A 13,339-nucleotide genomic window follows, 5' to 3' on the forward strand; every position below is an offset into this window, starting at 1 on the left:
ATATCTCTCTGTTAGCGGATCTGTGGGCCGATGAAGCGGCTCTTGGCTTCAACCTGGGCGTCGCTGTCGTCGGCGCTCTTGAGGATGAAGGTGATTTCGTTGGTGGTCGACGGCAGTTTTTCAGGGGCTACCGACAGCTGCACCGGCAGGCTGACGATGTCACCGGCGGCGACGCGGATCTCGCGCTGGCCTTCCAGCTTGAGGTCCGGCAGGCCGGCGGCCTCCAGCACGTAGACGTGGTCGCGCTGGTCCTTGTTCATCACCTTCAGGCTGTACACGTTCTCGATTCGGCCCTGGGCATTCTCACGGTACAGCACGCGGTCCTTGCTGACGTCGAAGCCGACCAGCGAGCGGGTGGCGAAGGCAGTGGCCAGGCCGATCATCATCACCAGCAGCACGGCGGCATAGCCGATCAGGCGCGGGCGCAGCATGTGGGTCTTCTGCCCGGACAGGTTGTGCTCGGTGGTATAGCTGATCAGGCCTTTGGGGTAGTTCATCTTGTCCATGATGCTGTCGCAGGCGTCGATGCAGGCGGCGCAGCCGATGCACTCGATCTGCAGGCCATCACGGATGTCGATGCCGGTAGGGCAGACTTGCACGCACATCGTGCAGTCGATGCAGTCGCCCAGGCCCTGGGCTTTGTAGTCGGCGTCTTTCTTGCGCGGGCCACGGGTTTCGCCACGGCGCGGGTCGTAGGAAACGATCAGCGTGTCCTTGTCGAACATCACGCTCTGGAAGCGTGCATACGGGCACATGTAAACGCACACCTGTTCGCGCAGCCATCCGGCGTTGCCGTAGGTGGCGAGGGTGAAGAAACCGACCCAGAAGTAGGCCCAGCCGTCGGCCTGGCCGGTGAAGAATTCGATGACCAGTTCACGGATCGGCGAGAAGTAGCCGACGAAGGTCATGCCGGTGACAAAGCCGATCAGCAGCCACAGGCTGTGCTTGGCGAACTTGCGCAGGAACTTGTTGCCGCTCATGGGCGACTTGTCCAGTTTCATGCGCTGGTTGCGATCGCCTTCGGTGACCTTTTCGCACCACATGAAGATCCACGTCCACACGCTTTGCGGGCAGGTGTAGCCGCACCACACGCGCCCGGCATAGACAGTGACGAAGAACAGGCCGAAGGCGGCGACGATGAGGATGCCCGAGAGCAGGATGAAGTCCTGTGGCCAAATGGTGGCGCCGAAGATGTAGAACTTGCGTTCGGGCAGGTTCCACCACACGGCCTGGTGCCCGCCCCAGTTCAGCCAGACGGTGCCGAAGTACAGCAGGAACAGCAGCGCCCCGCCAACCATGCGCAGGCGGCGGAATACGCCGGTGAAGGCGCGGGTGTAGATTTTCTCGCGGGAGGCGTAGAGGTCGACGGAATCCTTCCCTTTGTTGGCAGGCGGGGTTACATCATGTACCGGAATTTGCTTGCTCATCATCAAGTCCCACGGCAGTGGAGAAACGCCGCGGCCAGTGCGTGCCGGCCGCAGTCTCGCGCAATCTGCTAGCGCTCTGCGGTCCATGATACGCCGCTGGTGGCGGTATGGGACCTCGCTGCGACCTTTAGTCGCGTTGGGTTTGGGGTGTGAAACGTGTTATGGCAGGTGTCAATTGATCCAGGTCATTTGCCTGCAAGAAATGCTGTGCCAGTACCGGCTTCTTCGCGGCTAAAGCCGCTCCCACAGCGATTGCATTATCCTGTGGGAGCGGCTTTAGCCGCGAAAGGGCCAGGCCTGCCTACTCAGCCTTGGCCTGTTCCTGGTCCTTGTGCGAGAGGCTGTACACGTAAGCCGCCAGCAAATGCACCTTGTCGTTACCCTGCATCTGCTCCTGGGCCGGCATCTGCCCCTGACGGCCATAGCGAATGGTCTGCTGCAGTTGCGCAAAGCTCGACCCATAGATGAACGCCTGCGGGTGGGTCAGGTTCGGTGCGCCCATGGCCGGCGTGCCCTTGCCCTCCGGCCCGTGGCAGGCCACGCAGTTGGCTGCGAAGATCTTCTGCCCGTTCTCGGCATCGGCCTTCGCGCCCTCTGGCAGGGTACGGCCATCGAGCTTGCTGACCACGAACGCAGCCACGTCGGCCACGCCCTGGTCACCGATCACCTCGGCCCAGCCCGGCATCACGCCGTGGCGGCCGCCCATGATGGTGGTCTTGATGGTTTCCGGCTCGCCGCCCCAGCGCCAGTCGTTGTCGGTCAGGTTGGGGAAGCCGAAGGCACCCTTGGCGTCGGAACCGTGGCACACCGAGCAGTTGGAGGCGAACAGCCGCGCGCCCATTTTCAGCGCCTGCGGGTCCTTGGCCACCTCTTCGATGGGCATGGCGGCAAACTTGGCGAAGATCGGCCCGAAGCGTGCGTCGGCCTTGGCCATTTCCTTTTCCCACTCGTGCACGCCGGTCCAGCCCGGCTGGCCGTTGGAAAACTCGGTCTGCTTCTCGCTGTCCAGGTACGAATAGCCCGGCAGGATGCCTTTCCAGTTGCCCAGGCCCGGGTATAGCACCAGGTAGCCGAGGGCGAAGATGATGGTGCCGACGAACAGCCAGAACCACCATTTCGGCAGCGGGTTGTCGTATTCCTCGATGCCGTCGAAGGCGTGCCCCACAGTTTCATCGGTCACCTCCTCGCGCTGGCCCTTGCGGGTCGACAGCAACAGCCAGGTCAGCGCGAAGATGGTGCCCAGGGTCAGGACGGTAACGTACAGACTCCAGAAGGTTGTCATTGTTTTTTGCTCCCAGAAGCTTTTGCGTGCTCGTGCTCAACGTGGCGGCTGGCATCGGGGTCATCTGCGAAGGGCAGCTGGGTCGCTTCGTCGAAGTCCTTTTTACGCCGCGGGTTGAACACCCACAGCGCCAGGCCCACGAAGGCCACCATCACCACCACGGTGCCCAGGCCGCGAATCATCCCGATATCCATCAGCGTCACCGTTTGCTCTTGATGATGGTGCCAAGACCCTGCAGGTACGCAACGATGGCGTCCATTTCGGTCTTGCCCTTGACCGCGTCACGCGCGCCGGCGATGTCGGCGTCGGTGTACGGGGTGCCGAGTGTGCGCAGCACTTCCATCTTCTTCGCGGTGTCCTTGCCGTCGAGCTTGTTCTCGACCAGCCAGGGGTAGGACGGCATCTTCGATTCCGGTACCACGTTGCGCGGGTTGTACAGGTGCGCACGGTGCCAGTCATCGGAGTAGCGGCCACCGACCCGGGCCAGGTCCGGCCCGGTTCGCTTGGAGCCCCACAGGAACGGGTGGTCCCACACGCTCTCGCCAGCCACCGAGTAGTGGCCGTAGCGTTCGGTTTCGGCGCGGAACGGGCGGATCATCTGCGAGTGGCAGCCCACGCAGCCCTCGCGGATGTAGATGTCGCGGCCTTCCAGCTCCAGCGCGGTGCGCGGCTTCATGCCTTCCACCGGCTTGTTGGTCACATCCTGGAAAAACAGCGGGACGATCTGGGTCAGGCCACCGACGCTCACGGCGATGACCATGAAGAAGGCCAGCAGGCCTATGTTCTTCTCGACGGCTTCATGCTTCATCAGTGCGCTCCCACGACAACAATCTTGGCGGCTTCCTCAGCCTCTACCGGGTTGGCGGCACGTACGGTACGGAACACGTTGTAGGCCATCAGCAGCATGCCGCTGGCGAAGAACGCACCGCCCAGCGCGCGGACGATATAGCCCGGGTGGCTGGCCTGCAGGGCTTCGACGAAGGAGTAGGTGAGGGTGCCGTCATCGTTGATGGCGCGCCACATCAGGCCTTGGGTGATGCCGTTGACCCACATCGAGGCGATGTACAGCACGGTACCGATGGTGGCCAGCCAGAAGTGCGCGTTGATCAGGCCGACGCTGTGCATCTGCTCGCGGCCATACAGGCGCGGGATCATGTGGTACACGGCACCGATGGAGATCATCGCCACCCAGCCGAGGGCGCCGGCGTGCACGTGGCCGATGGTCCAGTCGGTGTAGTGCGACAGCGAGTTGACGGTCTTGATGGCCATCATCGGGCCTTCGAAGGTGGACATGCCGTAGAACGCCAGCGACACCACCAGGAAGCGCAGGATCGGGTCGGTGCGCAGTTTGTGCCAGGCGCCGGACAACGTCATCATGCCGTTGATCATGCCGCCCCAGCTTGGCGCCAGCAGGATGATCGACATCACCATGCCCAGCGACTGCGCCCAGTCAGGCAGGGCGGTGTAGTGCAGGTGGTGCGGGCCGGCCCAGATGTACAGAGTGATCAGCGCCCAGAAGTGCACGATCGACAGCCGATACGAGTAGATCGGCCGCTCGGCCTGTTTGGGCACGAAGTAGTACATCATCCCCAGGAAACCGGTGGTCAGGAAGAAGCCCACCGCGTTGTGGCCGTACCACCACTGGATCATCGCGTCGGTGGCGCCGGCGTAGGCCGAATATGACTTGAACAGGCTTACCGGCAGCGAGATGTGGTTGACGATGTGCAGCATCGCGGTGACCACGATGAAGGCACCGTAGAACCAGTTGCCGACATAGATGTGCTTGGTCTTGCGCTTGACGATGGTGCCGAAGAACACCAGCCCGTAGGTGACCCAGACGATGGCCAGCAGGATTGCCAGCGGCCATTCGAGCTCGGCGTATTCCTTGGTGGTGGTGTAGCCCATCGGCAGGGTGATCAGTGCGCCGACGATCACTGCCTGCCAGCCCCAGAAGGTGAAGGCGGCCATGCTGTCGGAGATCAGCCGGGTCTGGCAGGTGCGCTGCACCACGTAGTAGCTGGTGCCGAACAGCGCACAGCCGCCGAAGGCGAAGATCACCAGGTTGGTGTGCAGCGGGCGCAGGCGGCCGAAGCTGGTCCAGGGCAGGTCCAGGTTCAGTTGCGGCCACACCAGCTGCGAGGCGATGAAGACGCCGAGGCCCATGCCAAGGATCCCCCAGACCACCGTCATGATGGCGAACTGGCGGACGACCTTATAGTTATAAGCAGTCGGACTGATTGCTGTGCTCATTCTAAGGTTCCACGGTTTTGATGTTCTTGTTGGTCGAAAAATCGGCGCCAGTATTGATAACCACCGCGGTTACCGCAACGCAACTTTGGTACGCCGACCCGTGTCCGGGCCCGTTCACTGATGTCCCGCAGCGATCGGGTCTGAACGATTGTACACAAATAAATATTTGTAATGTGTACCGTTTTTCATATTTTTCTGATCGATCGGTCAGGCTTTTATCGGGGCGGCGACAGGCCATGCGCCGCGTCTGCGTCGGCCCTTTTGGAGCGACGCCCGCTGAGGCAACAAGCTTAGTTGTGTTCGGAGGGGGTGCAAGGGAGGGTATGTGGCGGGCAAGAGCGGGGACCGCTTTGCGACCCTATCGCCGGCAAGCCAGCTCCCACAGGATTTCACAACGCTGAAGTCTTGCGCTGTACCTGTGGGAGCTGGCTTGCCGGCGATGGGCTGCAAAGCAGCCCCCGGGTGTTACTGGGCGGTGAGGTTTTCAGGCTCCTGCGACAGGCTGTACACATAAGCCGCCAACAGATGCACTTTGTCATTACCCTGGATCTCGGCCTGCGCCGGCATCTGCCCCTGGCGACCATAGCGAATGGTCTGCTGCAGCTGCGCAAAGCTCGAACCATAGATGAACGCCTGCGGATGAGTCAGGTCCGGCGCCCCCATGGCCGCTGTACCTTTCCCTTCCGGCCCGTGGCAGGCCACGCAGTTGGCGGCGAAAACCTCCTTGCCCTTGGCCGCGTCGGCCTTGATCCCTTCCGGCAGGCTGCGGCCATCGAGGTTGGTCAGCACGAACGCAGCCACATCCGCCACGCCCTGCTCGCCGATCACTTGCGCCCAGGCCGGCATCACACCGTGGCGGCCGTTCATGATCGAAGCCTTGATGGTTTCCGGCTCGCCACCCCAACGCCAGTCCTTGTCGGTGAGGTTGGGGAAGCCATAGGCACCCTTGGCGTCCGAGCCATGGCACACCGAACAGTTCGATGCGAACAGGCGCCCGCCCATCTTCAGCGCTTGCGGGTCCTTGGCCACTTCCTCGACTGGCATGGCGGCGTACCTGGCGAAGATCGGGCCGAACCTGGCATCCGCCTTGTCCATTTCCTTTTGCCATTCGTTGACGCCGGTCCAGCCGTTTTCATAGCCCGGCAGGATACCTTTCCAGTTGCCCAGGCCCGGGTAGAGGATCAGGTAGCCGACCGAGAACACCAGGGTGCCGACGAACAGCCAGAACCACCACTTGGGCAGCGGGTTGTCGTATTCCTCGATGCCGTCAAAGCTGTGGCCCATGGTCTGGTCGGTGGTGTTGTTGCTCTGGCCCTTGCGGGTCGACAGCAACAGCCAGGTCAGGCCGATCAGGCTGCCGATGGTCAGTACGCTGATGTACGTACTCCAGAAGGTGGTCATTGCCCATTACTCCTAACGGCAGTCTTGGCAGGTTCCTGCCCGGCAGCGGGCAGGCGGTCGTCGTCGAAGGGCAGCAGGCGCGCTTCGGCGAAATCACGGTCGCGGCGGCGGTTGAATACCCACAGGCTGAGGCCGATGAAGGCGATCATCACCACCAGGGTGCCCAGACCGCGGATCATGCCGATGTCCATTTCCATCGCAGTCACCTCTTGTTCTTGATCGCGGTGCCGAGCACCTGCAGGTAGGCGACCAGGGCATCCATCTCGGTCTTGCCCTTGACCGCCTCGCGGGCCCCGGCAATGTCTTCGTCGGTGTACGGCACGCCGAGGGTGCGCAGGGTGCGCATCTTGGTGTCGGTGTGGCTGTTGTCGACCTGCTCGGCCACCAGCCACGGGTACGACGGCATCTTCGACTCCGGTACCACGTTGCGCGGGTTGTACAGGTGCGCGCGGTGCCAGTCGTCCGAGTAGCGGCCACCGACCCTGGCCAGGTCCGGCCCGGTGCGTTTGGAGCCCCACAGGAACGGGTGGTCCCACACGCTCTCGCCGGCCACCGAGTAGTGGCCGTAGCGTTCGGTTTCGGCGCGGAACGGGCGGATCATCTGCGAGTGGCAGCCCACGCAGCCTTCGCGGATGTAGATGTCGCGGCCTTCCAGTTGCAGCGCCGTGTAGGGCTTCATGCCCTCCACCGGCTTGTTGGTCACATCCTGGAAGAACAGCGGGACGATCTGGGTCAGGCCGCCGATACTGACGGCGAACACCATCAGCAGGGCCAGCAGGCCGACGTTTTTCTCGATGACTTCATGTTTCATCAGGCAGGTCTCCTCAAGCCAGCTGGGCGTTCGCAGGGGCGATATCGAGCGCCGGCGAACGGACGGTGCGCCAGGTGTTCCAGGCCATCAGGAACATGCCGCTGAGGAAGATCGCGCCGCCGACGAAGCGCACCACGAAGCCTGGGTGGCTGGCCACCAGGGTTTCCACGAACGAGTAGGTGAGCGTGCCGTCACTGTTGACCGCACGCCACATCAGGCCCTGGGCGATGCCGTTGACCCACATCGAGGCGATGTACAGCACAGTGCCGATGGTAGCCAGCCAGAAGTGCGCGTTGATCAGGCCGAGGCTGTGCATGCGTTCTTTGCCGAACACTTTCGGGATGGTGTGGTACAGCGCGCCGATCGAGATCATCGCCACCCAGCCGAGCGCGCCGGCGTGCACGTGGCCGATGGTCCAGTCGGTGTAGTGAGACAGGGCGTTGACCGTCTTGATGGCCATCATCGGCCCTTCGAAGGTGGACATGCCGTAGAACGCCAGCGACACCACCAGGAAGCGCAAGATCGGGTCGCTGCGCAGTTTGTGCCAGGCACCCGACAAGGTCATCATGCCGTTGATCATGCCGCCCCAGCTGGGTGCCAGCAGGATCAGCGACATCACCATGCCCAGCGACTGCGCCCAGTCGGGCAGGGCGGTGTAGTGCAGGTGGTGCGGGCCGGCCCAGATGTACAGGGTGATCAGCGCCCAGAAGTGCACGATCGACAAGCGATAGGAATACACCGGGCGTTCGGCCTGCTTGGGCACGTAGTAGTACATCATCCCCAGGAAGCCCGCGGTCAGGAAGAAGCCCACCGCGTTGTGGCCGTACCACCATTGCACCATGGCGTCGGTGGCGCCGGCATACACCGAATACGACTTGGTCAGGCTGACCGGCAGTTCCAGGTTGTTGACCAGATGCAGCAGCGCCACAGTCAGGATAAAGGCGCCGAAGAACCAGTTACCCACGTAGATGTGCTTGGTGTTGCGCTTCATCAGCGTGCCGAAGAACACGATGGCATAGCAGACCCAGACAATGGTGATCAGGATGTCGATCGGCCATTCCAGCTCGGCGTACTCCTTGGAGCTGGTGTAGCCCAGTGGCAGGCTGATGGCCGCCAGCACGATCACCAGTTGCCAGCCCCAGAAGGTGAACGCCGCCAACCTGGGCGAAAACAGGGTGGTCTGGCAGGTGCGTTGCACCGAATAATAGGAGGTGGCGAACAGTGCGCAGCCGCCGAAGGCGAAGATCACCGCATTGGTATGCAGGGGCCGCAGGCGGCCGAAGCTGGTCCAGGGGAGGTCGAAGTTGAGGGAAGGCCAGGCGAGCTGGGCGGCGATGAAGACGCCGAGCCCCATCCCGACGATTCCCCACACCACCGTCATGATGGCGAATTGGCGGACCACCTTGTAGTTATAGGCGGTACTGCTGGTTGTGTTCATGTATGGGTTCCCATCCACGGTTATTTGGCAGGCTTTACAGCGAGGCAAGCATGATTAATGGGCAAAGTGCCGGTATTGACGGGGATCAATGGGCGAAGGTCGCAAATGTCCCAGGCTTGCGCTGCGATCCTGCCCAGGCGCAGGGCAAAGACGGCTACAAGGGCTGCCTGATCCTGGCCCATGGCGCCGGTGCGCCGATGGACAGCGGGTTCATGGAAGAAATGGCGCAAAGGCTTGCGGCACTTGGGGTAGCGGTAGTGCGCTTCGAGTTTCCGTACATGGCCGAGCGCAGGGTTGGCGGCGGCAAGCGGCCGCCGAATCCGCAAAAGGTTTTACTGGAATGCTGGCGCGAGGTGTACCGGCAGGTGCGACCTTTGGTCGCGGGCAAGCTTGCCGTGGGCGGCAAGTCCATGGGCGGGCGCATGGCCAGCCTGGTGGCTGACGAATTGGGCGCGGATGCGCTGGTGTGCCTGGGCTACCCGTTCTATGCGGTGGGCAAACCGGAGAAGCCACGGGTCGAGCACCTGGCCGATCTGAAGACGCCGACGTTGATCGTGCAGGGCGAGCGGGATGCGCTGGGCAATCGCGAGGCGGTGGCGGGGTATGTGTTGTCGCCGGCGATCGAGGTGTGCTGGCTAGTGGCGGGGGACCATGACCTGAAGCCGTTGAAGGCGTCGGGGTTCAGTCATGAGCAGCATATGCAGGCGGCCGCCGAAAAAGTAGCAGACTTCCTGGTTGGCAGATGATTTGCAGGAGCGGCCTTGTGTTGCGAAAGGGCTGCGAAGCAGCCCCAGGATCCAAGCTTCGCAACCGGAGTTGCTGGGGCCGCGTTGCGGCCCTTTCGCGACACAAGGCCGCTCCTACAAAGAGCGTGCCGATAGCAATGCTTAGTCGCGGTACTCGCACAGGTAAGCGGTATCCACTGCCACTTTCAGCTGGAACTTGCTGTCGGCAGCCACGTTGAACTTGTCGCCAGCCTTGAAGGTTTCCCAGTTGTCGCTACCCGGCAGCTTCACGGTCAGCGCACCCGATACCACGTGCATGATCTCGCGCTTGGCGGTACCGAATTCGTACTCGCCCGGGGCCATGACGCCCACGGTGGCCGGGCCTTCTTCGCCCGCGAATGCGATCGACTTGACGGTGCCGTTGAAGTACTCGTTGACCTGGAACATGGGCGACTCCTGAATAGAGGGAGATGAAAAAAGGGCTGGCCAGTATGCCCAAGCCCATCCGCCCCGTCATCCGCTTTCAGGTGCCATTTGGAGGCAGGGTCGAAGGCAGTAACCGCGCCGTGTTGCGCGCATCTTCCAGGGCCCGGTGCTGCTGCCCGCAAAAGTGCATGCCGGCCAGTTGCAGGGCACCATTGAGCCCGGTGGGGCGCTGCAGGTGGCGGGCCTTGGCAAAGCGTTGCTTGAGGTTGATATGGGGCAGGCTGCGCAGCAGGCTGTCGAGCCCCTGCTGCTGCCATTCCTGATGCAACTGCTGGCGGTCGTAGTCGCCCCAACTGACCCAGCCCTGAAGCTGCCCGCGATAATGCCCGAGCCAGCGCTCGAAGCTCGCCCACACCTCGCGAAACGGCACGGCGCTGTCCACGTCGGCCTGGCTGATGTGGGTCAGCTCGCGGCAGAACGGGGTCAGCTGCGGCCGCCGCCGCGGCCGCACGAAGCGCTGGAAGTGGTCGACTTCGCGGCCTTCGCGGGTCACAAGGCTTGCGCCGATTTCAATGATTTCCATCTCTGTGACCGGCCACCCACCCTCGTCGGTGGTGGCTTCCAGGTCGATCACCAACCAATGGCCCATAGCAGGCTCCCTTGCAGATCCTGCTAGAGCGTAGCCAAACTCGGGGCATCCGGCACCCTATGGCATTTTGCCGTCTGCCTTGGCATAAAGAGCGGCATGAAGAGTGGCAAAGATCAGGCATCAGCAGTTGTGCCCTCCCCGGAAAACGCCTAGCTTAGGCGGACCCAGGCATGATCCGTTACGAGTGTCCGTCTTGACTCCAGCGCCCGGCCTCAAGGCCTTGTCCACCCTGATGCTGCTGGCCATGTTCTGGCTGGCGGGGCCGGCATGGGCTGGTGCAGCGGTCGAGGTCAAGATCGGCGCGGCGCATTTCCCGCCTTACACGGTGCGCCCGGAACAGGGGGCCGACACCGGCCTGCTGCCGCAACTGGTCGACGCGCTGAACCGCGCTCAGCAGCACTACCATTTTGTACTGGTGCCGACGTCCATCCAGCGGCGCTTTGGTGACTTCCAGCAAGGCCGCACCGACATGGCCATCTTCGAAAACCCGCAATGGGGCTGGCAAACGATTGCCCACCAGACCGTGGACATGGGCCTGGAAGACGCCGAAGTATTCGTTGCCCGCCAGGCCAACGGCCGTGACCCGCGTTACTTCGACGAGCTGCGCGGCAAGCGCCTGGCCCTTTTCAACGGCTATCACTATGCGTTCGCCGGCTTCAAGGCCGACCCGGACTACCTGCGCAAAACCTACAGCGCGACCCTGACCTACTCACACGACAGCAACCTGCTGATGGTGCAGGCAGGCCGTGCGGATATCGCGCTGGTCACCCGTTCCTACCTCAGCGACTTTCTGGCGCGCAACCCGGCCAGCCAGGCGCAGCTGGTACCGTCGCAGCGTATCGACCAGGTCTATCACCACTACGCCTTGCTGCGCCCGGGCGCGCCGATTGGCGAGCAGTCGTTCGCCGAGCTGCTGCGGGGCCTGCGCGACAGCGGTGAGCTGGCGCGCATCTTCGCGCCCTATCGCATCACGGTCACGGCACCCAAGGAGTAAATTCCGGCGCGCCGGCCTCGTTCCCAGCAGTGAGCCTTTTCTTCATTTCAGTGAGTCGAGCCCATGCCCTTCGATGCCGCTTCGCAGCCACAATCACCGCCTCGCTGGCGCAGCCTCAGTGCCGAGGAGGGCGATAGCGTGTTGAGCTTGTCGCTTGAAGGCCGCCCGCTGATCCAGTTGCGGCTGGAGGCGGCGGGTGCCCCCCTGCATGTTCACCTTGAGCGCCTGTGCCCCGAGCGCCCCTATCAAGCCTTGTGGGCTGCCTGCTACTGGCTGTTGTCCCGCGACACAGCCTGCCAGCGCCTGGCCTGGCACCTGCCCGAGGCGCTGCCGCAGGCGTTGGCCAGTGGCCTGCTGCTGATCGGTGACCGGCCGGGTGAGTACCTGTGCGAGCGGTCGCTGTTCTGGCAGTTGCCGCAGCCTTGGCTGGGCGAGGCGGCGGCCGCGGTGTACCCGCAGCAGATGCAGCTCAGCAACGGCAAGCGCCACCCGCGCCGCGCGCCCAAACCGCGTGGCGAAGTGTACCGGCGTTTCGATGCACGGCTGGGGAGCTGGGTGTCGCTGCGCACCCTGGAGATCGAGCACGATCTGGAGCGTTTCAACCGCTGGCAGAACAACCCGCGGGTAGAAGCGTTCTGGCAGGAGGGTGGCTCGCTTGCCCAGCACCATGAGTACCTGAGCAAGCTTGAAGCGGACCCGCATACGCTGACGCTGATCGGCTGCTTCGATGATGAGCCGTTCGCCTATTTCGAGGCGTATTGGGCCAAGGAAGACCGCATCGCGCCGTTCTATCCGGCCGACGACTACGACCGTGGCATTCACATGCTGGTGGGGGAGGAGAGCCATCGCGGTCCGCACAAGGTGGCCAGCTGGCTCTCGGCGCTGGTGCACTACCTGTTCCTGGATGACCCGCGTACCCAGCGGGTGGTGGCCGAGCCGCGCGCCGACAACGGCAAGATGATCGGCTACATGCAGGATCAGTGTTTCCATTGCGACAAGGAATTCGACTTCCCGCACAAGCGGGCGGCGCTGATGATTCTCGGGCGGGAGCGGTTTTTCGACCGCTGCAAACTGGCTTGAGGGCCTGGGGCCGCTTTGCGGCCCATCGCAGGCAAGCCAGCTCCCGCAGGGATGGCGCATGGCTTGAAGTTGATGCGGTCGATGTGGGAGCTGGCTTGCCGGCGATGGGCTGCGTAGCAGCCCCATGGACGCGAACCTGAAGACTCAAGCCTGCCGGTTGGCCGTCTTGCGGCAATGCACCAGAGCATCGCGAATCATGAAGTTGACCAGCGTCGGCGACACGCCCAGCTCCTTGGCGATGTCCTTCTGCGGCACGCCATGCAGGCGGTACATCTCGAAGGCATAGCGGGTGCGCTGCGGTAGCTCGTTCAAGGCTTCGGCAATGTCGTCCAGTGCGGCAAGGTTGATGTGCGTGGCTTCGGGCGATGCGTTCTGGATGACCACGTTCAGGCCTTCCTCCTCGGTGCCGGAGTACTTCAGCTCCATCGCCTGCTTGCGGTAGTGGTCGATCGCCAGGTTGCGCACGATCTGGAACAGGTAGCTGAGCTGCGCCTTGAACGACGAGGTGATCTGCGGGGCGGCGCTGAGCCTGAAGAACGCATCCTGCACCACATCTTCGGCGCGCGAGCGGCAGCCGGTGATGCGTGCAGCGATCTTGACCAGGATGCTGCGGTTGTCGACGAAGGCCTGGAGTAATGGTGAATCGCACTTACTTGTGGATAGTTGTTCCGCCATGGAAATCACCTTGTCACAGAGGGGAAAGGACGCACCCGTTTTTGGGAAGCTTCCTACGACGTGCGACAAACTATTCAGAATGATAATGATTGTCAAATACGAAACGTAATTAGTATCTGTATCTTTCGGTTCTAAGGGCAGCCCTCTTAAGGCCTGCCCCCGCAACCCCCAAAACCCCAAC

The 13,339-nt window shown here is 62.8% G+C and carries 15 protein-coding genes; 3 read left to right on the plus strand and 12 right to left on the minus strand.

Annotation, left to right across the window (positions count from 1 at the left end):
• Positions 1–11 precede the first annotated feature (11 nt).
• From ccoG to ccoN (AC5O5R_RS08175), 9 genes are all read right to left on the minus strand, one after another.
• On the minus strand, positions 12–1,427 hold the full coding sequence (ccoG, locus tag AC5O5R_RS08135; protein WP_172286820.1) for a cytochrome c oxidase accessory protein CcoG: 1,416 nt from the start codon (positions 1,425–1,427) through the stop codon (positions 12–14).
• Positions 1,428–1,728: 301 nt separating this feature from the next.
• Positions 1,729–2,709, minus strand: a complete 981-nt coding sequence (ccoP, locus tag AC5O5R_RS08140) for a cytochrome-c oxidase, cbb3-type subunit III (RefSeq protein WP_172231935.1) — start codon at positions 2,707–2,709, stop codon at positions 1,729–1,731.
• Entirely contained in the window at positions 2,706–2,903 is a 198-nt protein-coding gene (locus AC5O5R_RS08145; RefSeq protein ID WP_172231941.1) for a cbb3-type cytochrome oxidase subunit 3, read from the minus strand. The genes ccoP (AC5O5R_RS08140) and AC5O5R_RS08145 overlap by 4 nt, the downstream gene beginning before the upstream one ends.
• A 5-nt stretch (positions 2,904–2,908) precedes the next feature.
• A complete protein-coding gene (gene ccoO / locus AC5O5R_RS08150; protein ID WP_003254286.1) occupies positions 2,909–3,517 on the minus strand; it encodes a cytochrome-c oxidase, cbb3-type subunit II in 609 nt (202 codons plus the stop codon).
• Positions 3,517–4,959: a cytochrome-c oxidase, cbb3-type subunit I gene (gene ccoN, locus AC5O5R_RS08155; protein ID WP_172286827.1), complete on the minus strand. Its 1,443-nt coding sequence runs from the start codon at positions 4,957–4,959 to the stop codon at positions 3,517–3,519. Before ccoN (AC5O5R_RS08155) ends, ccoO (AC5O5R_RS08150) begins: the two co-directional genes overlap by 1 nt.
• A 465-nt stretch (positions 4,960–5,424) precedes the next feature.
• Positions 5,425–6,360 carry a cytochrome-c oxidase, cbb3-type subunit III gene (gene ccoP, locus AC5O5R_RS08160; RefSeq protein WP_172232485.1) on the minus strand — a complete coding sequence of 312 codons (936 nt, stop codon included), beginning with the start codon at positions 6,358–6,360 and terminating at the stop codon, positions 5,425–5,427.
• Positions 6,357–6,557: a cbb3-type cytochrome oxidase subunit 3 gene (locus tag AC5O5R_RS08165; protein ID WP_172232488.1), complete on the minus strand. Its 201-nt coding sequence runs from the start codon at positions 6,555–6,557 to the stop codon at positions 6,357–6,359. The genes ccoP (AC5O5R_RS08160) and AC5O5R_RS08165 overlap by 4 nt, the downstream gene beginning before the upstream one ends.
• A 5-nt stretch (positions 6,558–6,562) precedes the next feature.
• Positions 6,563–7,171, minus strand: coding sequence for a cytochrome-c oxidase, cbb3-type subunit II (gene ccoO, locus AC5O5R_RS08170; RefSeq protein ID WP_172232491.1), 609 nt, complete (start codon positions 7,169–7,171; stop codon positions 6,563–6,565).
• Positions 7,172–7,184: 13 nt separating this feature from the next.
• Entirely contained in the window at positions 7,185–8,609 is a 1,425-nt protein-coding gene (ccoN, locus tag AC5O5R_RS08175) for a cytochrome-c oxidase, cbb3-type subunit I (protein ID WP_172229182.1), read from the minus strand.
• Between the two features lie 50 nt (positions 8,610–8,659).
• On the opposite strand from ccoN (AC5O5R_RS08175), the gene AC5O5R_RS08180 reads away from it, so the two are divergent.
• Positions 8,660–9,355 carry an alpha/beta family hydrolase gene (locus AC5O5R_RS08180; protein WP_494515163.1) on the plus strand — a complete coding sequence of 232 codons (696 nt, stop codon included), beginning with the start codon at positions 8,660–8,662 and terminating at the stop codon, positions 9,353–9,355.
• Positions 9,356–9,496: 141 nt separating this feature from the next.
• Here the strand turns inward: AC5O5R_RS08180 and ppnP are convergent, their stop codons facing one another.
• Together ppnP and AC5O5R_RS08190 are read right to left on the minus strand one after the other, a co-directional pair.
• Positions 9,497–9,781 (minus strand): pyrimidine/purine nucleoside phosphorylase, encoded by a 285-nt coding sequence (ppnP, locus tag AC5O5R_RS08185; protein ID WP_043203870.1) that lies wholly within the window; start codon positions 9,779–9,781, stop codon positions 9,497–9,499.
• Between the two features lie 76 nt (positions 9,782–9,857).
• On the minus strand, positions 9,858–10,409 hold the full coding sequence (locus AC5O5R_RS08190) for a 3'-5' exonuclease (protein ID WP_172286229.1): 552 nt from the start codon (positions 10,407–10,409) through the stop codon (positions 9,858–9,860).
• 193 nt (positions 10,410–10,602) lie between these two features.
• On the opposite strand from AC5O5R_RS08190, the gene AC5O5R_RS08195 reads away from it, so the two are divergent.
• Positions 10,603–11,403, plus strand: a complete 801-nt coding sequence (locus AC5O5R_RS08195) for a substrate-binding periplasmic protein (protein ID WP_494515164.1) — start codon at positions 10,603–10,605, stop codon at positions 11,401–11,403.
• Positions 11,404–11,466: 63 nt separating this feature from the next.
• Positions 11,467–12,483, plus strand: coding sequence for a GNAT family N-acetyltransferase (locus AC5O5R_RS08200; protein ID WP_494515165.1), 1,017 nt, complete (start codon positions 11,467–11,469; stop codon positions 12,481–12,483).
• A gap of 144 nt (positions 12,484–12,627) precedes the next feature.
• On the opposite strand, the gene AC5O5R_RS08205 is transcribed toward AC5O5R_RS08200, so the two are convergent.
• Positions 12,628–13,158 carry an RNA polymerase factor sigma-70 gene (locus tag AC5O5R_RS08205; RefSeq protein WP_012273397.1) on the minus strand — a complete coding sequence of 177 codons (531 nt, stop codon included), beginning with the start codon at positions 13,156–13,158 and terminating at the stop codon, positions 12,628–12,630.
• Between the last annotated feature and the right edge of the window lie 181 nt (positions 13,159–13,339).

The organism is Pseudomonas sp. 8_5_2 (genome assembly GCF_059295255.1).